The following is a 19,610-nucleotide window of genomic DNA, read 5'->3' as shown; positions in this document are numbered from 1 at the left end:
TCCCTAAAGCTTTAATAGCTTGTATGGTTCTGTGTAAATGGGTGCAAGCCTCGTAATGTACGGTTAAGATATGAGCGCCTAAATTTGCAAACTCTTCTAGATATCTGTCTGGGTCTACAATCATTAAATGTACGTCTAAAGGCTTAGTGGCATATTTATGTATTGCTTTGACCACAGGCATACCGTAAGATATATTTGGCACAAAAACTCCGTCCATAACATCGATATGGTGATATGTTGCTTCACTGGCGTTTACCATTTCTACATCGCGTTGTAGATTTCCAAAGTCTGCTGCTAAAAGTGATGGCGCTATACTTGCCTTTTTCATGATATATAACCTTTGTAATTCAATACAAAAATACGGATTTGTATTTCGTTCAACAGTCGTTTTTAAATTAGCTTTAACTCTATTTAATCAATTTTACTTCCACCATATTTAGTGAGTATGGGATTAATTTTTGACTTGTATTGCTTCATAATAGTATTCAACTTGTTCAATTCAACATCTAGTTCTGCCGATAATTCTTTGTAAACTTTGTAAGCTCCGCTTGTAGGTTTTGCTTCACCTGATTCTACACTTCTTCTTAATGATGCTAATCTATTATTTAGTTTTATTGGAAAGTTTAATGGATCCTGACCTGATTGATTTTTTACTTGGTACAGACTTTCCTCGACTTCGGTTAACTCGTTTAAGAAAGGGGTGATGTTCTTATCGTAGTCCTTAATAGCATCTTTTGCATCACCAAGGATCTTTTTAATTTCTCTAATCTTAATAACCGCTTCATTGGCAGCCGAAGTTTTACCCATTATTTTGTTGGATAACTCAAATTGTTCATCTAAATCTTCTTTGGTAATCCCTTTAAGATTTGGATCCATTTTTATTTCAAACGCATATGTTTTTTCATAATCCCCTGATTTCATTTTTACTTTATAAGTCCCTAAAGGAGCTTTTGGTCCGCGTGCAGGTCTTGCGCTCCAAATGATCATTCCTTCAAAAGTAGTAGCACCTTGATACCTCATGTCCCAAGTAAAATTGTTTATTCCTTTTGCTGTGGTAGGTTTTGTAGATCCTCCTTTTAACCAATAAGGTATGTTAGGGTCAACTTCATATTTGGGTTTACTACCGGTAAACGTATTTATGAGTTTATCATTAGTGTCGTAAATTTCAAAGGTGATGGTGTCTTTTTCTTCCTTTAAATAATATTGAATAGAAGCATTTGTCAATCCTCTTAAAGCATTGGTTGGTTTAAAAAGTACGGCTTCTTGATTTTCCATTTCAGAAGTATACTGTCTTAAGGGTTGAATATCATCAAGAATCCAAAACCCTCTACCGTGGGTTCCTAAAACGACATCATTATCTTTTATGACTAAATCCCTAACTGGAGTATCGGGTAATTCCAATTGAAGACTTTGCCATAATTCCCCGTCGTTCATTGAAAAATATACTCCGTGTTCAGTTGCTAAAAATAGAAGTCCTTCTCTAACAGGGTCTTCGCGAACCGCTCTTGCAAAGTGCCCATCTTCTATTCCGTTAATAATTTTTGTCCAAGTTTTTCCATAATCATGTGTCTTAAAAACATAAGGTTGTCTATCATCTACTTGGTATCTATTTGCTGCAACGTATAATGTTCCTGGATTGTGAATAGATTCATCAATAATACTAACTCTAGAGAATTTTGGTAATTCTTTAGGAGTAATGTCTGACCAATTTTTACCGCCATCTCTAGTAATGTGAATTTTACCATCGTCTGAACCTGCCCATATAGTATTAATGTCGTGGTTAGATGGAGCAAGAGCAAAAACCGTAGCGTAAATTTCAGGTCCGTTCATATCCATGGTAATAATACCACCCGTTTTACCTAAGGTGGATGGGTCTGCATAGGTTAAATCTGGACTGATTTTCTCCCAAGATTGTCCATCATCCGTAGTTTTCCAAACATGCTGTGAACACGTGTACATTACATTTTCATCTTTTGGTGCAAACATGATAGGGAACGTCCATTGCCAACGTTCAGGTAATGCGCTAGCAGGCTCGCCCGAGAAAAATCGCGGATATACCTGTATGTCTCTAGATTGACCATTACTTCTGTCATATCGTGTCAATAGTGCACCTTGACTACCTGCATAAAATATGTCTAAATTGGTTGGGTGCTGGGTAATCCAACCACTTTCACCACCACCAACAGCGTATGCCCAACCATCACCTTGGCCTCTTGCTTGCATATGCCCCCAACCATCGCTTGGTACAGCAATGGTACTGTTGTCTTGTTGTGCACCTGCCACATGGTAAGGTACATCGTTAGTGGTCATTACATGGTACAACTGTGTTGTTGTGTAGTCTTCTTCTGTCCAGGATTCTCCTCCGTTTAAACTAACAACGCCACCGCCATCATTAGAAGAAATCATGCGGTCAGGATTATTAGGGTCTATCCAAAGATCATGATTGTCTCCGTGAGGTACCTTAATTTTTGTATCAAATGTTTCGCCTCCGTCTGTAGATTTCCAAAAGTTTACATTGAGTCCGTAAACTATATCTTTATTCAACGGGTCGGCATAAATTCTAGAATAGTAAAAAGCACGTTGTCTAAGTTTACGCTCATCATTTGTTCTTTTCCAAGTTTTACCCGCATCATCCGAACGAAATACTCCACCTTCATTAGCTTCAACAATTGCCCAAACGCGATTAGAATCTGCAGGAGAAACGGTTACTCCAATTTTTCCTAAAGGACCTTCTGGCATACCTGGATTTTTTGAAAGATCTGTCCAGGTTTCACCAGCATCTGTAGACTTCCATAGTTTACAATCTGGACCGCCGCCCCACATTTTCCAGGCTTTACGTTGCACTTGCCAAGTACTGGCATATAATACACTTGGGTTGTTGCGGTCAATGATCAAATCTACGGCACCAGCCTTATCACTCACATAAAGTGTTTTGTTCCATGTTTTACCACCGTCAGTACTTTTAAAAACACCACGTTCTTCATTATCGCCATATGGGTGACCTAATGCGGCGACATATACAATTTCAGGATTTGTGGGATGAATTCTAATTCTAGAAATAGCCTGAGTTTCCTCTAGTCCTAAATGCTTCCATGTTTCACCGGCATCAATAGATTTGTATACACCATTGCCTTGCGTTATGCTACCACGTAATTGTACTTCGCCCATACCGATGTATACGATATCAGGATTTGTTTCAGCTACCGCTACAGCGCCAACAGAAGAGCTGGTTATTTGACCGTCTGTAACTGGTTTCCACTCATTACCGCCATCAGTAGTTTTCCATAATCCACCACCAGTTGCACCAAAATAATATTCATTGGGTCTACTAGGGCTGCCGGCAGAACCTAAAGAACGCCCACCACGTACAGGTCCAATATTACGCCATTCTAAATTGTCATAAAAAGCTTTGTTGAGCGTTGTTTGCGAGTGGATTTTTTTATTTTTCTTTTTTTGAGCGATTAAAGAGCTGCTAATAAATAAAAGAGATAAAATAAAAAGGAGAGATGATTTTGAGTTCATTGTAGTCGTTGTTTGTTTGGTAGATTGATTTATTACTAGCTTGAAAATAATAATTTAATCTGCCAATAATAAGCGATAGAAAAATTTTAACGAGGATAGCACTCATTTAATATGGTAAGCTTATTAAATGATGTTTGTCTTAAGAATACTCTTAGAATACACTAATTATTTTGCTATTTCCATAGTTATGAAATGTAGCTATCAGCAAACAGCGAATAAATAATATGACTATAGAATTACCACGACAAAATAATCAAGAAGGTAATAGCTGCTATTCTATTTGTCTTAAACCTTCGTAAATTGAAATAGCAACTGCATTGGCTAAATTAAGACTGCGGATATGTTCACTGTATAAGGGAATTTTTACAGCTTTATCCGCATTGTCATTTAAAATAGATTTTGGCAAGCCAACAGATTCTTTGCCAAAGACTAAAAACATATCTTCCTCAAAATCAATTTCCCAATGATTTTTAGTTGCGCTGGCAGAAAAGAAAATCATTTTCTTTTCTTTATTCTGCTCAAAGAATTCATCAACATTCTCGTACATAATTACATTTAAATGCTGCCAGTAATCAAGCCCTGCCCTTTTTAAGCGTTTGTCTGTAAGTTCAAACCCAAAAGGTTTTACCAAGTATAGTGTAGAACCTGTGCCAAGTGCTAGTCTTCCAATATTTCCTGTATTATTAGGAATTTCAGGTTCTATAAGTACAATATTAAATCCCATTATTTTTTAAAAGATTGAAGGTATAAATGTTCCACTTTTTCACGTGCCCATGGCGTTCTGCGTAAAAACTTCAAGCTAGATTTTATGGAAGGATTACTCTTAAAACAGTTTATATTGACCTGACCGGCTAAATCTTCCCATGAATACTTTTCTGTAAGTTCTTCTAGAATAGTTGCCAATTTTACACCGTGGAGGGGATTGTTGGGTTGAGAATCTGAGCTCATGATAGTTTTTTATTTAGTAGGAATTACTTTTATTTTTGAAAAGCAATGTACATTGATAGTGCTGGAACCTTAATATGGTTTTTCAAAAAAGTTGAACCTTCAAAATCAAAGGTACTACCAGAAACCGCTTCTTGCCAAATTCCTTCTATTTTATAATCTATTATTTTGTTGGATGCATTGTATATGACTAAAATTTTCTCCCAGCTATCGGCATTTGCATTGTCTTCCAAAGTAAATGAAACCAGCGAATCATCAGTCTTTTGAAATATTAGGTGTTTACGAACATCTGAGCCTGTGGTCATATAAAAAGCCGGGTGTTCTTTTCTAAGTTGAATTAGATTTTTATAGTATTCAAAAACCTCCTTATGTTCATATTTCCTGTTCCAATTTATTTGGTTAATACTATCAGGTAAATTGTATGAATTGTGTTCGCCATTTTTTGTACGAAGCATTTCTGAACCCGCATGTAAAAATGGAGTTCCTTGTGATGTGAGAACAATGGCATTTGCCAATTTATCCATAGCAATTAAGGTCTTAGGATCTGTATTAGGTCTTGAGATTTTTAGTTTGTCAAAAAGCGTATGATTGTCATGACAAGAAACGTAGTTTACAGATTGCCAAGGTTCGTTAGCCCAGGGAGCTTCAGAATAGTTTACACTGTTATAATTAATTTGGGGATGTTGAATAGCACCTACAATCCCGAATTTTATTGATTCTTCCGTTTTTACAGCTCCACTCACAAAACCTAAGCTTTCATCTTCAAAAACAGAACCTTTTAATCCGTCACGTAAATCATCACTAAAGGCGGCAAATTTTGGAATTTTTTGCATGTGTTTTTTGAGCGTTCTTTTTTCTTCGGGTAATGGGGAATCTTTGGCAGTCCATCCTTCGCCATATAATAGTGCGTCTGGATTAATTTTTAAAATTTTCTCAGCAATGATGTTCATGGTTTCAATGTCATGAATGCCCATAAGATCAAAACGAAATCCATCAATATGATATTCTTTAGTCCAGTGTAAAACAGATTCAATAATGAATTTGCGCATCATTGGGCGCTCAGAGGCAGTTTCGTTACCACAAGCAGCAGCATCTGAATACGAGCCATCTTCCCAATGTCTGTAATAATAATTTGGCACTTCTTGATTAAAGTTAGATTCATCCGTTTTGCCAGTATGGTTATAGACAACGTCCATAATAACACCGATGCCATTAGCGTGAAATGTTTGAACCATTTGTTTAAATTCTTTAATACGAACTTCTGCATTAAAAGGATCGGTAGAAAAGGAACCTTCAGGAACATTATAGTTTTGAGGGTCGTATCCCCAATTAAATTGCGGGGTGTTTAAGTTGGCCTCGTCAATGGAATAATGGTCAAAAGAAGGTAAAAGATGTACATGAGTAATGCCCAATTCCTTTAAGTGGTCTATGCCCGTAGTAATTTGGTTAGGGCTTTTAGTTCCGGTTTCAACTAGGCCTAGATAGGTTCCTGGCATAGAAGACCCAGATTGGGGATGAATTGTCATGTCTCTAATATGAAGCTCGTAGATTATAGCTTCGTTTTGGTAATTGAGCGCTGGGGAGATATCACTTTGCCAATTCTTAGGGTTGGTTTTTTCCATATCAATAACCATAGCTCTATTTCCGTTTACTCCAACAGCTTGTGCGTAAATTCCTGGAGTTTCATTAAGCCATTTGTTATCTGATTTAACTTGAAAAGTATAGTAAATTCCGTTTAAATCGCCATCAACGTTAATTTTCCAAATACCCTCGTCTTCCTTGTTTAGGGAATATTTTGCATATGATTTGGACTTGTTTCCGGTTCTATAGAGTCTTAAGATAACTTCTTCTGCCTTAGGGGACCAAAGTTTAAATAAAGTTGATTTTTGACTGTATTGCGCCCATAAATTTTCTTTAACGGGGGTAGGGTAGCTGCCAAAATCAGTATTATTTTTATGGTGATTACAAGAATTAAAGCACATGAAAACTATTGAAATTAGTAGTGTGTATTTCATTGAAATGGTAATGATGCTCTAAGATAAGGAAAGAAATTTTGGAGATAATTATTGTTTAGGGTTAGCTAAGTAAATAATAATGAAACTATTATAAATGAAAAAACTCCGGTAATCAGCCGGAGTTTATTCATCAATCAAAAAACGAACAGTCATGATAAACTGTTGTTACCGTTAAAATTACAATTAATATGCCATATTACCAATTTAGGGAATATTTAACGTGTAATTTTTATAGCTTGAACGCTAAGGGTTTTTAACCCAAATACGTTTTTAATATTTTACTTCTAGAAGTATGCTTTAAACGTCTAATTGCTTTTTCTTTAATTTGACGAACTCTTTCTCTAGTAAGGTCAAAAGTTTCACCAATTTCTTCTAAGGTCATAGAATGCTGGTTAGCAAGACCAAAGTATAGACGAATTACATCTGCCTCACGTGGCGTTAATGTTTCTAAAGCACGCTCAATTTCTGTACGTAAAGACTCATGTAACAATTCTCTATCTGGATTAGGAGATTCACCACTACGAAGTACATCATAAAGGTTAGAATCTTCACCGTCAATAAGAGGCGCATCCATAGATACGTGTCTACCTGAGTTTTTCAATGATTGTTTTACGTCATCAACAGTCATGTCCAATTCTTTTGCAATTTCTTCAGGAGAAGGCATTCTTTCATGCGCTTGCTCAAGGAAAGCAAAAGTTTTATTGATCTTGTTGATAGAACCAATTTTGTTCAATGGCAAACGAACGATACGAGATTGTTCTGCCAATGCTTGTAATATAGATTGACGGATCCACCATACGGCGTAGGAGATAAATTTAAATCCCCGCGTTTCGTCAAAACGCTGTGCAGCTTTGATTAATCCAAGGTTACCCTCGTTAATCAAATCTGGCAAAGTAAGGCCTTGGTTTTGGTACTGCTTCGCAACTGAAACCACGAATCTGAGGTTGGCTTTGGTGAGTTTTTCAAGAGCGATCTGGTCGCCTGCCTTGATACGTTGTGCCAACTCTACTTCTTCATCAGCGGTAATCAAGTCTACTTTTCCAATTTCTTGTAAGTACTTGTCCAAAGATGCGGTCTCTCTATTGGTGACCTGTTTTGTAATCTTAAGCTGTCTCATTAAAATAAATTAAGTTCAGTTTGCATAGACTGCATATACTTATACGTAAAAAACTTCCGAATGTTACAATTCAATCAAAAAAAGTTCATTTTTCCGTTGAACTACATAAAAAAGCCTCGACTGATTAGTCGAGGCTTTAAGAATTACCTTACAAAAGAATTAATCTCTCCTTGGTTTTCTATCGCGATTACGATCGTTTCCACGACGGTCATCTCTTCTTTTATCATCACGTGGTGGTCTTTCAACAAAACCTTCTGGTTTTGGTAAAAGTGCTTTACGAGAAACTTTTTCTTTACGAGTACGCTTATCTATACCGAAATACTTAACGTCAAATACATCGCCCATGTTTACAACATCAGCTACATTTTCCGTACGTTCCCATGCTAGTTCACTTACGTGTAATAATACTTCATTACCAGGAGCATCCATATATTCTACAACTGCACCGAAATCAAGCATCTTAATAACTTTTACTTCGTAAACGCTACCAACTTCTGGCTTGAACAAAATAGAATCTATTTTTGCCATTACAGCATCAATACCTTTTCTACCAACACCTAATATTTCAACTATACCTTCTTCAGTAACTGGATCTTCGTTTATAACGATAGTTGTCTCAGTTTCTTTCTGCATTTCTTGAATCACTTTTCCTCCAGGACCAATTAATGCACCAATGAATTCATTAGGAACACGTCTAGATACCATTGTAGGAGCGTGATCTTTAACATCTTCGTTAGGTGTAGAAATAGTTTCAGTAATTTTTCCTAAGATATGTAAACGACCTTCGCGAGCTTGTTTTAAAGCATTAACAAGAATCTCATAAGAAAGACCTTTTACTTTAATATCCATTTGGCAAGCCGTAATACCGTCTGCAGTACCTGTTACTTTAAAATCCATATCACCTAAGTGATCTTCATCACCTAAGATATCTGATAATACAGCATACTTTCCAGAATCTGCATCAGAAATTAATCCCATTGCAATACCTGATACTGGTTTTTTCAATTGAACCCCAGCATCCATCATTGCCATAGTACCAGCACAAACAGTAGCCATAGAAGAAGAACCGTTAGATTCTAAAATTTCAGAAACTACACGTACTGTGTAAGGGCAATCTTCAGGAACCATTCCTTTCAATGCGCGTTGAGCCAAGTTACCGTGACCAACTTCTCTACGAGATGTTCCACGAATAGGTCTTGCTTCACCAGTTGAAAAAGGAGGGAAGTTATAGTGTAAATAGAAACGCTCTTCACCTTCGTAAGATGGCATGTCTATTTGGTTTGCTTCTCTACTTGTACCTAAAGTAACTGTAGCTAAAGCTTGAGTTTCTCCACGAGTAAAGATAGAAGAACCGTGTGTAGATGGTAAATAGTTTACCTCACACCAAATTGGTCTGATCTCATCAGTCTTACGACCATCTAATCTTAAACCTTCGTTCAATGTTAAGTCACGTACAGCGGCTTTTTCAGCTTTACTGTAGTATTTAGAAATTAATCCGCCAAAATCAGCTTGCTCTTCTTCAGAGAAAGAAGCTTTGATTTCTTCTTTGATTTCGCCAAAAGCAGCGCTACGCTCATGTTTTGCAGAACCTGCTTGAGCAACAGCGTATACTTTATCATAAGCCATGTCATGAATTTTCTTAGCTAGATCAGCATCTTCACGTTCTGGCTCGTACTCACGTACATCTTTTTTACCGAAAGCTTTCGCTAAAGCTTCTTGAGCAGCACATTGAACCTTAATAGCTTCATGGGCAAACTTAATAGCTTCGGTCATTTCTTCTTCAGAAATCTCATCCATCTCACCTTCAACCATCATTACAGAATCAGCAGAAGCACCGATCATCATATCAATGTCAGACTCTAATAATTGAGCACGGGTTGGGTTGATAACGAATTCACCGTTTACACGACCAACTCTAGCTTCAGAGATAGCACATTCAAAAGGGAAATCTGATAATTGAATAGCGGCAGAAGCTGCTAAACCTGCCATTGCATCTGGCATAACGTCTTCATCATGAGACATTAACTGAATCATCACTTGAGTTTCTGAGTGATAATCTTTAGGGAATAACGGACGTAAAACACGATCCACTAAACGCATGGTTAAAACTTCACCGTCACTTGGTCTTGCTTCTCTTTTGAAGAAACCACCTGGGTAACGACCTGCAGCTGCAAATTTTTCACGGTAATCTACCGTTAGTGGAAGAAAGTCCACATCACTTTGTTTGTAGTTGGAAACAACTGTACATAATAACATACATTTTCCTGATTGAACAACAACAGAGCCGTGTGCCTGTTTTGCCAATTTTCCTGTTTCGATAGAAATTTCTCTACCGTCACCAAGGTCTATGACCTCTTTAAATACTTTTGGAATCATAAAATTCGATTAAAATTTGCATCATGCAAATTTGTTAAACAATGGTCTTTCCGACTGAAATTTCTCTGGTCGGAGTTGTTGTGTTGTTGTGTTGACCAATGAAAAACCGTGTGTAGCTTTTTGTTCTCCTTTGCCAAATATTTGGCTTAAACTCCTAAGGCGGGAGTATTAAAAAAGGGGATAGCTAGCTATCCCCTTTTGCAATATTATTTTCTAATACCTAGCTCTTTAATTAGCTCTCTGTATTTTACAATATCATTTTTAATCATGTAATCAAGAAGACTTCTTCTTTTACCCACGAGCTTTACTAATGAACGCTCAGTGTTGTAATCTTTATGGTTCTTTTTCAAGTGACCAGTTAAGTGATTAATTCTGTGTGTAAACAAAGCAATTTGTCCTTCTGTAGAACCAGTGTTTGTTTCGCTACCGCCGTGTTTTTTGAAAATTTCGGCTTTTACTTCTTTTGATAAATACATTCCAATATTATTTTAAATGATTTTTATGTACGTGATTGATTTTCAATCAAGCCGCAAAGGTAAGATATTTTTTGAAATGTTTAATTTAAATTTTAAAAATTTAAAATCAAAAAGCACAACCATTTGGTAATGGTTCTACGTTTTCTAGTTCTTTAGCAAATTCAATATCCAATTCATAAGAAGAGAAGCCAGTGTCAATAGCACCTTTAAGTACCGCATTTGAATAGCTTGTAGTATTCATGTGTACTCTAATATATACTTCTGTGGTACTTTCTAGTGGAATGTTGCTTCCTGACCTTGTAAAAGGTTGTTCATCTACATGACTATGTGCCAAAACTCTTCTATAGATAAGATTACCTTCTAAATCTATAATTTCCCACCAGTCGGCATACTGATCACATCCTGTATCGGGACTTGAAACTGTAGTATTGATAGTGTATGCATTTGGTTCTCCTGATATGCTTACTTGGGTAACTTGTGCATTAGAATTAAAAATGCTCGCCGAATCTGATTCTTCGACGAGCACTTTTTCTTTATCTGTAGAACAGCATAAAAACCAAAAAGATAGTATAGTGAATACTAATGATTTCACGCTGTTGCTTTTTCTGCTCTTACGGGGTTGTTCTGAATTAAGTCGATATATAGGTTCACTTTTTTCTTTAAATCTCTTCTATGTGAAATGAAATCTAAAAAGCCGTGTTCCAATAAAAACTCAGATGATTGAAAACCTTCGGGCAAATCTTTACCAGTAGTATCTTTTACGATTCTAGGACCGGCAAAACCTATCAATGCTCCTGGCTCTGCAATATTAATATCGCCAAGCATAGCATAAGAAGCCGTAGTACCACCCGTTGTTGGGTCGGTACATAAAGAGATGTATGGTAAACCAGCTTCAGATAACTGAGCTAATTTAGCTGATGTTTTTGCAAGTTGCATTAATGAAAGCGCTGCCTCCATCATACGAGCTCCACCAGATTTAGAAATCATCATAAATGGTGTTTTCTTTTTAATGGCGTAGTCTATACCACGTGCAATTTTCTCACCAACGACACTACCCATAGAACCACCAATGAATTTAAAATCCATACAGCAGATTACGATGTCTTTACCGTAAGACTTTCCGTATCCTGTTCTCACAGCATCTTTAAGTCCGGTTTTTTTCTGCGCCGCTTTTAAACGTTCGCTATATTTCTTGGTATCCTCAAATTTTAAAGGATCTTTAGAACTAAGGTTTGCATCAAGTTCAGTAAACTTATTGTTATCAAACAAAATTTCAAAATACTCTTTACTGCCTATTCTTACGTGATAATCATCTTCAGGACTTACATAAAAGTTCTTTGCAAGATCGTCAGACTCTACTATTTTACCTGTTGGCGATTTATACCAAAGTCCTTTAGGTGTATCTTTCTTTTCCTCTGTAGAGGTTTGAATACCTTTTTCTTTTCTTTTAAACCAAGCCGTCATATCATCCATTTTTTGGTTATCCAATAAGGTTATAGTGTATCAACATTGTTTAAGTCTTCAAAGGCTTTTTTCAAACGCTCTATGAAAGAGGTTTCACCTTTTCTCAACCAAACTCTTGGGTCGTAGAATTTCTTGTTAGGTTCGTCAGCACCTTTAGGGTTGCCAATTTGTGCTTGCAAGTAGTCTTTATTATCTTGAATATAGTCACGAACACCTGCTAAGAAAGCATATTGTAAATCGGTATCAATATTCATTTTTATAACTCCGTAGCTAATACCTTCTCTGATCTCTTCAACTGTAGATCCAGAACCACCATGAAATACGAAATCTATATGGTTGTGCTCAACACCATACTTCTTAGAAATATATTCTTGAGAGTTTAAAAGGATTTTTGGAGTCAATTTAACGTTACCTGGCTTGTAAACACCGTGTACGTTACCAAATGCAGCAGCGATAGTGAATTTAGGGCTAACTTTAGAAAGCTCTTCATAGGCGTATGCTACTTCTTCTGGTTGTGTGTATAATTTAGAATCATCTACATCAGAATTATCAACACCATCTTCTTCACCACCAGTAATACCTAGTTCAATTTCTAGCGTCATGTTCATTTTGCTCATGCGTTCTAAGTACCCTTTACATATTTCAATATTCTCTTCTAAAGGCTCTTCAGAAAGATCGATCATATGCGAGCTGAATAAAGATTTTCCTGTTTCAGCGAAATGTTTTTCACTAGCATCTAAAAGACCATCTATCCAAGGCAATAATTTTTTTGCACAATGATCTGTATGAAGAATAACTGTTGCACCATAAGCTTCTGCTAGTTGGTGAACATGTTTGGCTCCGGCAACAGCACCTAGTATAGCTGCTTTTTGCCCATCGTTAGAAAGACCTTTACCAGCATTGAACTGTGCTCCACCGTTAGAAAATTGAATGATAACAGGAGCGTTTAAACTTGCAGCTGTCTCTAAAACACCATTAATAGTATCTGAACCTATAACGTTTACTGCAGGTAATGCGAACCCTTTTTCTTTTGCGTAGTTGAAGATTGCTTGAACTTCATCTCCGGTTGCAACTCCCGGTTTAATATTGTGAGCCATAATTATGTTGTTGTTTGTTTCTTAAAAAAATGAAAAACAAATGTAATAAAACAATTATATTTAAAAGGGATAGTTAATACCTATTTGCAACACGGAGTTCGCAAAATTATAATCTCTGAACCATCTTTTAGACTGAATTTCAGCAGGGTTATAAGTTTTGAAGCCCAAATCTAGTCTAAATAGGAAGTAGGTGAAATCGTATCTTATACCAATACCTGTTCCTAAGGCAATATCCTTTAAAGAACTAAATCCGTCAAAAGTAGCATCTGGATCTTCTACATTATCCAGCACGTTCCATATATTTCCTGCATCTGCAAATATGGCTCCGTTAATATCACCCGCTACCGGAAATCTGTATTCTAAGTTCAAGGCTAATTTTAAATTCGCTTCGTTAAAATCATTAATTGCTGAAGTGCTTCCTGGTCCTAATGAGTATGGGAACCAAGCTCTGTTGTCATTTGATCCACCACCAAAATAACTACGAACAAATGGGATGTTGTCAGAATTACCGTAAGGAATGGCAATACCGAAGAATGCTCTTGCAGCTAATACATTAGAGCGTTCTAGGTCCCAGTATTTTACGTATTCAAACTCATTTTTAATGTATTGTGAAAATGGTACTCCAAATACCAATAACTGATCATCGTCATTTTTGTTGAATGGTATAAAAGAAGAGAAAGCCGATAAAGCATTACCTGCACCTTCAATTTTCCAACGGAATTGATAAAAAGAATTATCTATAGGTCCGGTTCTATTTGTTTTGTTGAATGTGTAATTAGATGCGAATATTAAATTATTCTCGGTTAGTCTAATTCTTCTTTCTTCAATAGTGTTTACATCATCAAAATCGTCACTTGAAGAAGATACATCACCATCTAAGATTGCATTTGTAAATCCGGTTGTGCCTGAAGGAATTATTAAGTTAAGTTCATCATCATCGTCACCAGTTTCAAAGAATGATGCCAATTCTGGATACAATGTAGCATCTTCATAAGAGTCTGCGATGTCATCTAAAAGTTCATAAGTATTAGTATAAACATTATAGAATCTACTACTATTTACATTTCTTACAAACTGAATGTTCAATAACTCAACATCATGATTTACAAAATCACTAGGTACCCAGTTGTAGCCTAAAACGGTATTGAAAGTTTGTTTGTCCAGACCTATATTGTTTTGGAAATTAGTACCAATGGCAATTCTTGTTTTTGGTAAGGTATAGTTTGGTATTATTCTAGAGGTATTTATAAACGGAAACCAAATTCGGGGAAAATCTAAGGTAATGTCACCACCAAATTCAGAGAAGTAATTTGCTTCAAATGTATTACTGCTAAGAAGACCGTATGATCCATTTGCAGAGATACTTAAGTTTTCTGCACCTTTGAAAATATTTCTTATAAGTAGGGTAGTGCCCAAACCAACACCTAGTCTACGTAAGTTAGAACGACTAACTTCAAAGTTAGTACCAAGAGAATACTTTGTTTTGGGAGCGAGGTAAATGTTTGTGTTCACCTTATTGTCAACAGAATCAGCTTCAAATATGATATTTGGATATTTGAATACGTTCAGGGCATTTAACTGTCTAGATGTTCTAATTTTATCTACATCTCTATAGATACTGTCTTTTTTGAAAAAGATGGCATTAGCCAAGGTTTTTGGCTTAATATCAAAATTCTTGGAGTAATGAATAGTGTAATCTTGGTAGTCTATAGTGTACAGTGAATCTTGTGAATTTGTAGAAAGGTAGTCTGTGTAAATATGTATTTTATTGATTTTTTCTACTTTATATGCAGAGGTGGTCACTTCATTTTCTCCTCTAGTTTTTAAATCGCCAATATTTAAAGTGATGTTCATTTGCTGATCATCAGCAGCTTTAATAGTATCTCTTAAAATATCGAAGGTAATAGAGCTTTCTTGAAAATTACGAATTCCACTATTTCTAAAAATACCTGTTAATCGTTCACGCTCACCATTAAAATTACTTAGGTCAAACTGTTGCCCTTCTTTTATTAATGATTCTGCAGAGTTTAAAAAGTATAAGGAGTCTATTGCTCTAGATGAAATATTATTGCCAAGCGAATCTATTATATACGGGTCGCCAAGTTCAATATGATAATTTACCTTGGCTTTTTTACTTCTTGCGCTATCAATTTCGTACGAAGTGTTATTTGTAAAATAGCCTTTACTTTGATAGTATGCACTAAGTTTTGCTAAGCTTAAACGTGTTTTTGTAGTGTCTAAGATGGTTGGTTCTTCGCCAATATCCTTTAACCAATTACTAAGTCCTTTTACTATAAATGATTCGCCCAAGCGTTCCTCTTGTTTTTCTGAAAGTAGTTTGTCAAGTCTCTTTTTTCTATTCTCTTTTCTGTATAGCCATGCATTATAGGAAGAATCTGGATTTTCTTTTGCAAGGTTGTATAAATTAAGTCTAAGAGGGTAGCCTAATACGGTAGAATTGGATTTTTGGTAGATGAGACTTTCCAATTCTTCATTGTTTACTTTAACAGAATCGGCATAAACGGCGTTTTTGATCACTAAGTATTCATCATCCTCAACTTTCTTTAGCGAGTTACAGGATAACAAGACTATTGCCAGTAGGGATAATAAGCTTAATTTAGCCATGTTGTTTTTGGAGCAAAGTGCCATCCTCATAGAAATCAAAAATACATTATTTGAATGGTTGTCAAAAGTGAATTGAAACTTATCAAAAGTCTACAGCAAAAAAAGTGCCGAAATGAGCACGAACTATTTGTTGTGGAAGGAAAAAAGACTATTGAAGAAGTAGTGAATTCTGATATGAAAGTATATAAGCTTTTTGCAGTTGATCCTATTGGATTGGATGTGGGTGATCTACAAGTTGAAAAAGTAACAGCTAGGGAGCTTAGTCAAATGAGTAGCCTAAAGAACCCGAACGGATATCTTGGGGTATTCTATATTCCAAAACCAACCGAGAAAATAACTTCTGATTGGATTTTGGCGTTAGATGGAGTACAGGATCCTGGTAATTTAGGAACTATAATAAGGCTTTGCGATTGGTTTGGTGTCAGTGATATTGTATGTTCTACGGATACTGTAGATTGCTTTAATTCAAAAGTATTGCAAGCTACTATGGGGTCAATCACTAGAGTGAATATTCAATATTTATCTCTTGATGCATTCTTAACTTCAACCCAGTTACCTGTTTATGGAACTTTTATGGATGGTGATAATGTTAATACCACCGAGTTGCCGAAAAAAGGAATAATGATTATGGGTAATGAAGGAAAAGGAGTTTCTGAAGTTGTCGCAAAACTTTGTACCGATAGATTGGCTATACCACAGTTTGGAGGTGTGACTACGGAAAGTTTAAACGTAGCATCTGCAACTGCAATTTTATTACATGAAATTAGAAAGTAATCAGGTATTGTATACCTAAAAATTTAACTTTTGCTAATTGCTAATTGCTAATTGCTAATTGCTAATTGCTAATTGCTAATTGCTAATTGCTAATTGCTAATTGCTATTCAAAAGTGAAGTTGATGAATATTCCACGAGTTTTTAGGGACTCGATATTTCCGGTAAAAGGACTGTTTGGGTCATTGTCTGGAACTAGCTCATCGGTTATGGCAAAAACACCACGAATAGAAGGGGTGAATTTGAAATACTCTAAGTAAAAATCAATCCCAAAACCAAGTTCATAATTGTAGACCCATTTCTTCATTCTAAAGGTGCCAGATTCATTATCATCAAGACTTTCTTCATTACTTCCTAGGTTAAGTCCTGTAGATACACCACCCAAAAGAAATGGTTTAAAGTTTCCATATCTTCTTGTACTTGCTTTTAGGAGTAGGGGAAAGTTGATATAAGTAGATTTTACCTCTACCAAAGCATCATTTTCATCAATTAAAGGAGATGGGAAGCCTAATAGTCTAGATCCATAATGCAATCCAGGTTCAAAACGGACATCTAAGAATTCGTTAAGCCGCACTTCGCCAATTAACCCAACATTAAATCCAAAGGACTTTGCAACTTGGATAGTGGTTAAATCTTTACCTGTAGAATCAAATCCTAATTCTTCTTTGTAGTCAAATTTAAAATCATATTGGTTTAAACCAAGGAAGTAACCCCAGTTTAAGAGTTTCTTATCTTCGTTTTGTTTATTCAATATGGGACTTTCGTTGAATTGAGCACTCACTAAATTCGTAATCAACAACGTTAGGCTTATAAAAAACCACTTCTTCATATATCCTGGTTTACGATTGTAAAACGTCAAAAATATATTGTGAGTATGCTAAAGATATAGATTAGCCTTTTTTCGCAACATAAATTGATGCAACCCCAAATGTTTGAGGTTTATTCGTTACATCTATAAACCCAATTTCGCGTAAAATATTGTTGAAGTTTTCGCCATGTGGAAAAACAGAAGCAGATTCACTTAAATAGCCATAAGCAGAATCGTCTTTTGAAAATAATTTTCCAATTAAGGGAAGAATATTTTTAGTATAAAAATTGTAACCTTGTTTGTATGGGGTTTTAGTAGGTACAGAAGTTTCTAAAACAACCAGTGTTCCATTTGGTTTTAAAACACGTAATATCTCTGCCATACCGGTATTCAGCGTTTCAAAATTTCGTACTCCAAAAGATACAGTAACCGCATCAAAGGAGTTGTCTTCAAAAGTTAGTTTCTCACTATCACCAACTACCATTTCTATAGTGCTGTCCAATTTCTTGTCCGTTACCTTTTCTTTGCCAACAGCTAACATGCCTGGAGAAATATCTAGACCTACAATTTTTTTTGCGCCTGTTTTAACTAGGGCAATAGCTAAATCTCCGGTACCTGTGGCAATGTCTAAAATGGACTGCGGTTGTTCTTTTTTTAAGATTTCAACCACTTTTTTGCGCCATTTAATGTCTATTCCAAAAGAAATTACACGGTTTAGACCATCGTAATTTTTAGAAATAGTGTCAAACATTTGAGTAACCTGTTCTTTCTTACCTAATTCGGAATCTTTATAAGGAGTAACTTTTTGGGGCATTTTACAGCTATTTTTTTGGCAAATATACAATATAGCTATTGCTTAATTACTTTTTAATCAGTTAGGTTGGTAATTGATGGGTTAAAGAATTGAAAATAAAGATTAAACTAATTTAATTATGTAATTTTGCCCCATAATAAATGCTATTGTTTTCAAGACTACTTTTAAGTATAGGTAATAGTTAAGAGAAGAAAATTGGTGCTTGATGTTTAGCGGACTAATAAAATAAATGAAGATTATAATTGCTGGTGCTGGGGAAGTAGGCTTTCATTTAGCCAAGTTGCTCTCCTATGAGTCACAAGATATTACCTTAATCGATTCTAAAAAAGAAAGTCTTGCTTACGCGGATAATCACCTAGATATACGAGTTTTAAAGGGTGATGCAACTTCTATTGCGGTATTGATCGATGCTCAGGTGAAGGATTCAGATTTGGTTATTGCGGTAACTTCTTCTGAAACTACGAACTTGACCCTATGCATGCTGGCTAAGCAATTAGGTTGTAAGCGAACTATTGCCAGAATATCAAATACCGAGTTTATAAAGAATAAAGATCTGTTGAGGTTTTCAGATTTAGGTATAGATGAATTGATTTCTCCAGAAGCTTTAGCGGCAACTGAAATTCAGATGCTTTTAAATAAGTCGGCCTTTAACGATACCTACGAATTTGAAGATGGTGAGTTGATAATGGTGGGTGTATCATTATTAAAGTCTGCACCATTTGTAGGTAAACAAGTAAAAGAAGCTGCAAAAATTTTCCCGGAATTACACTTTATGCCAATTGCTTTACAGCGTACAGGTACACAGTATACAGTAATACCAAGAGGTGATACCCTTTTTAAAGAAGGTGATCAGGTATACTTTATAACTGTTAAAAAAGGTGTTGACGAACTATATAAATTAACAGGTAAGAAGAAAGCGGAAATCAAGAATGTAATGATTCTTGGTGGTAGTAAAGTAGGTTACAAAACCGCTAGAGATCTTTGTGCTAACAAATTCAATGTAAAGTTGATTGAGAAGAACAAAGAGAAAGCTTTTGATCTTGCAGATGAGCTACCAAATGCATTGGTGATCAATGGTGATGGTAGAAATGTTGAATTGCTAGATGAAGAAAGTTTGGAATCTATGGATGCCTTTATTGCGGTAACCGGAAATTCTGAAACCAATATTATGTCATGCTTGGTGGCTAAGTCAAAGTATATAAAGAAAACTATTGCCTTGGTTGAGAATATGGATTATTTTCAGTTATCTCACTCTATTGGTATTGATACGTTGATCAATAAAAAGCTTCTTGCCGCAAATAATATATTTAGACATATACGTAAGGGGGAAGTAGTAGCTTTAATGCGTTTGAATAATTTAAATGCTGAAATTTTAGAATTCATTGTAAAAAGAAACTCTAAGGTAACAGGAGCAACCATTAGGGAGTTGGATTTTCCTAAAGCTGCTACAATTGGTGGAGTTGTAAGAGATGGACAAGGTCATATTGCTCTTGGTGGGTTCAAAATACAGGAAGGTGATAGGGTAGTGGTTTGTTGTCTGCCTTCAGAGATACCTAAAATAGAACGAATGTTCCTTTAAG

At 35.8% G+C, this 19,610-nt stretch carries 16 protein-coding genes (1 of these 16 cut by a window edge); 2 read left to right on the top strand and 14 right to left on the bottom strand.

Going from position 1 to position 19,610, the window contains the following annotated elements; genetic code table 11:
- The 12 genes from rpe to tamL all read right to left on the bottom strand — a co-directional run.
- Positions 1-328, bottom strand: partial view of a ribulose-phosphate 3-epimerase gene (rpe, locus tag UH1x_RS04140; protein WP_396633612.1) — the 5' portion only. 323 nt of this gene lie to the left of the window's left edge; 328 of the gene's 651 nt are visible here — the first part of the coding sequence; it begins with the start codon at positions 326-328; its stop codon lies beyond the left edge, outside the window.
- An 83-nt stretch (positions 329-411) separates the two neighbouring features.
- A complete protein-coding gene (locus UH1x_RS04135; RefSeq protein ID WP_482625290.1) occupies positions 412-3,522 on the bottom strand; it encodes a WD40/YVTN/BNR-like repeat-containing protein in 3,111 nt (1,036 codons plus the stop codon).
- Between the two features lie 271 nt (positions 3,523-3,793).
- Positions 3,794-4,246 carry a tRNA (cytidine(34)-2'-O)-methyltransferase gene (locus UH1x_RS04130; RefSeq protein ID WP_482625288.1) on the bottom strand — a complete coding sequence of 151 codons (453 nt, stop codon included), beginning with the start codon at positions 4,244-4,246 and terminating at the stop codon, positions 3,794-3,796.
- Entirely contained in the window at positions 4,246-4,470 is a 225-nt protein-coding gene (locus tag UH1x_RS04125) for a VF530 family protein (RefSeq protein WP_036156159.1), read from the bottom strand. The genes UH1x_RS04130 and UH1x_RS04125 overlap by 1 nt, the downstream gene beginning before the upstream one ends.
- A 29-nt stretch (positions 4,471-4,499) precedes the next feature.
- Positions 4,500-6,482, bottom strand: a complete 1,983-nt coding sequence (pulA, locus tag UH1x_RS04120) for a type I pullulanase (RefSeq protein WP_482625286.1) — start codon at positions 6,480-6,482, stop codon at positions 4,500-4,502.
- 253 nt (positions 6,483-6,735) lie between these two features.
- Complete coding sequence (locus tag UH1x_RS04115) at positions 6,736-7,599, bottom strand: sigma-70 family RNA polymerase sigma factor (RefSeq protein WP_036156158.1); 864 nt, start codon at positions 7,597-7,599, stop codon at positions 6,736-6,738.
- A 159-nt stretch (positions 7,600-7,758) separates the two neighbouring features.
- Positions 7,759-9,975: a polyribonucleotide nucleotidyltransferase gene (locus tag UH1x_RS04110; RefSeq protein ID WP_036156157.1), complete on the bottom strand. Its 2,217-nt coding sequence runs from the start codon at positions 9,973-9,975 to the stop codon at positions 7,759-7,761.
- Between the two features lie 206 nt (positions 9,976-10,181).
- Entirely contained in the window at positions 10,182-10,451 is a 270-nt protein-coding gene (gene rpsO, locus UH1x_RS04105) for a 30S ribosomal protein S15 (RefSeq protein ID WP_036156156.1), read from the bottom strand.
- A 106-nt stretch (positions 10,452-10,557) separates the two neighbouring features.
- The gene (locus tag UH1x_RS04100) at positions 10,558-11,043 is read right to left on the bottom strand and encodes a hypothetical protein (RefSeq protein ID WP_482625283.1); all 486 of its coding nucleotides are present in this window, start codon (positions 11,041-11,043) and stop codon (positions 10,558-10,560) included.
- Positions 11,040-11,915 carry an acetyl-CoA carboxylase, carboxyltransferase subunit beta gene (gene accD / locus UH1x_RS04095; RefSeq protein WP_036158588.1) on the bottom strand — a complete coding sequence of 292 codons (876 nt, stop codon included), beginning with the start codon at positions 11,913-11,915 and terminating at the stop codon, positions 11,040-11,042. The genes UH1x_RS04100 and accD overlap by 4 nt, the downstream gene beginning before the upstream one ends.
- 29 nt (positions 11,916-11,944) lie before the next feature.
- Positions 11,945-13,012 carry a class II fructose-bisphosphate aldolase gene (gene fbaA, locus UH1x_RS04090; RefSeq protein ID WP_036156155.1) on the bottom strand — a complete coding sequence of 356 codons (1,068 nt, stop codon included), beginning with the start codon at positions 13,010-13,012 and terminating at the stop codon, positions 11,945-11,947.
- Positions 13,013-13,072: 60 nt separating this feature from the next.
- Positions 13,073-15,637, bottom strand: a complete 2,565-nt coding sequence (tamL, locus tag UH1x_RS04085; protein ID WP_482625281.1) for a translocation and assembly module lipoprotein TamL — start codon at positions 15,635-15,637, stop codon at positions 13,073-13,075.
- A 54-nt stretch (positions 15,638-15,691) separates the two neighbouring features.
- Between tamL and UH1x_RS04080 the strand changes: the two genes are divergently transcribed.
- Positions 15,692-16,411 carry a TrmH family RNA methyltransferase gene (locus UH1x_RS04080; RefSeq protein ID WP_482625279.1) on the top strand — a complete coding sequence of 240 codons (720 nt, stop codon included), beginning with the start codon at positions 15,692-15,694 and terminating at the stop codon, positions 16,409-16,411.
- A gap of 103 nt (positions 16,412-16,514) precedes the next feature.
- Here UH1x_RS04080 and porT read toward each other — a convergent pair whose 3' ends face one another.
- Both porT and ubiE read right to left on the bottom strand, forming a co-directional pair.
- Entirely contained in the window at positions 16,515-17,237 is a 723-nt protein-coding gene (gene porT, locus UH1x_RS04075; RefSeq protein WP_482625277.1) for a type IX secretion/gliding motility protein PorT/SprT, read from the bottom strand.
- A gap of 61 nt (positions 17,238-17,298) precedes the next feature.
- The gene (ubiE, locus tag UH1x_RS04070; protein WP_482625276.1) at positions 17,299-18,030 is read right to left on the bottom strand and encodes a bifunctional demethylmenaquinone methyltransferase/2-methoxy-6-polyprenyl-1,4-benzoquinol methylase UbiE; all 732 of its coding nucleotides are present in this window, start codon (positions 18,028-18,030) and stop codon (positions 17,299-17,301) included.
- Between the two features lie 229 nt (positions 18,031-18,259).
- Here ubiE and trkA point away from each other — a divergent pair, with 229 nt between their 5' ends.
- On the top strand, positions 18,260-19,609 hold the full coding sequence (gene trkA, locus UH1x_RS04065) for a Trk system potassium transporter TrkA (protein WP_276494750.1): 1,350 nt from the start codon (positions 18,260-18,262) through the stop codon (positions 19,607-19,609).
- The last annotated feature ends 1 nt before the right edge of the window (position 19,610 follow it).

This window comes from Maribacter sp. UH1 (assembly GCF_056839145.1).
Note: the sequence above shows the minus strand (reverse complement) of the source record. Positions and strands in the feature narration are given on the sequence as shown.

What these genes read in the sequence shown, in the direction of transcription:
- UH1x_RS04135 (WP_482625290.1), bottom strand. Translation starts at nt 3,522, where the DNA reads ATGAACTCAAAATCATCTCTCCTTTTTATTTTATCTCTTTTATTTATT.
- UH1x_RS04130 (WP_482625288.1), bottom strand. Translation starts at nt 4,246, where the DNA reads ATGGGATTTAATATTGTACTTATAGAACCTGAAATTCCTAATAATACA.
- UH1x_RS04125 (WP_036156159.1), bottom strand. Translation starts at nt 4,470, where the DNA reads ATGAGCTCAGATTCTCAACCCAACAATCCCCTCCACGGTGTAAAATTG.
- pulA (WP_482625286.1), bottom strand. Translation starts at nt 6,482, where the DNA reads ATGAAATACACACTACTAATTTCAATAGTTTTCATGTGCTTTAATTCT.
- UH1x_RS04115 (WP_036156158.1), bottom strand. Translation starts at nt 7,599, where the DNA reads ATGAGACAGCTTAAGATTACAAAACAGGTCACCAATAGAGAGACCGCA.
- UH1x_RS04110 (WP_036156157.1), bottom strand. Translation starts at nt 9,975, where the DNA reads ATGATTCCAAAAGTATTTAAAGAGGTCATAGACCTTGGTGACGGTAGA.
- rpsO (WP_036156156.1), bottom strand. Translation starts at nt 10,451, where the DNA reads ATGTATTTATCAAAAGAAGTAAAAGCCGAAATTTTCAAAAAACACGGC.
- accD (WP_036158588.1), bottom strand. Translation starts at nt 11,915, where the DNA reads ATGACGGCTTGGTTTAAAAGAAAAGAAAAAGGTATTCAAACCTCTACA.
- fbaA (WP_036156155.1), bottom strand. Translation starts at nt 13,012, where the DNA reads ATGGCTCACAATATTAAACCGGGAGTTGCAACCGGAGATGAAGTTCAA.
- tamL (WP_482625281.1), bottom strand. Translation starts at nt 15,637, where the DNA reads ATGGCTAAATTAAGCTTATTATCCCTACTGGCAATAGTCTTGTTATCC.
- UH1x_RS04080 (WP_482625279.1), top strand. Translation starts at nt 15,692, where the DNA reads ATGGTTGTCAAAAGTGAATTGAAACTTATCAAAAGTCTACAGCAAAAA.
- porT (WP_482625277.1), bottom strand. Translation starts at nt 17,237, where the DNA reads ATGAAGAAGTGGTTTTTTATAAGCCTAACGTTGTTGATTACGAATTTA.
- ubiE (WP_482625276.1), bottom strand. Translation starts at nt 18,030, where the DNA reads ATGCCCCAAAAAGTTACTCCTTATAAAGATTCCGAATTAGGTAAGAAA.
- trkA (WP_276494750.1), top strand. Translation starts at nt 18,260, where the DNA reads ATGAAGATTATAATTGCTGGTGCTGGGGAAGTAGGCTTTCATTTAGCC.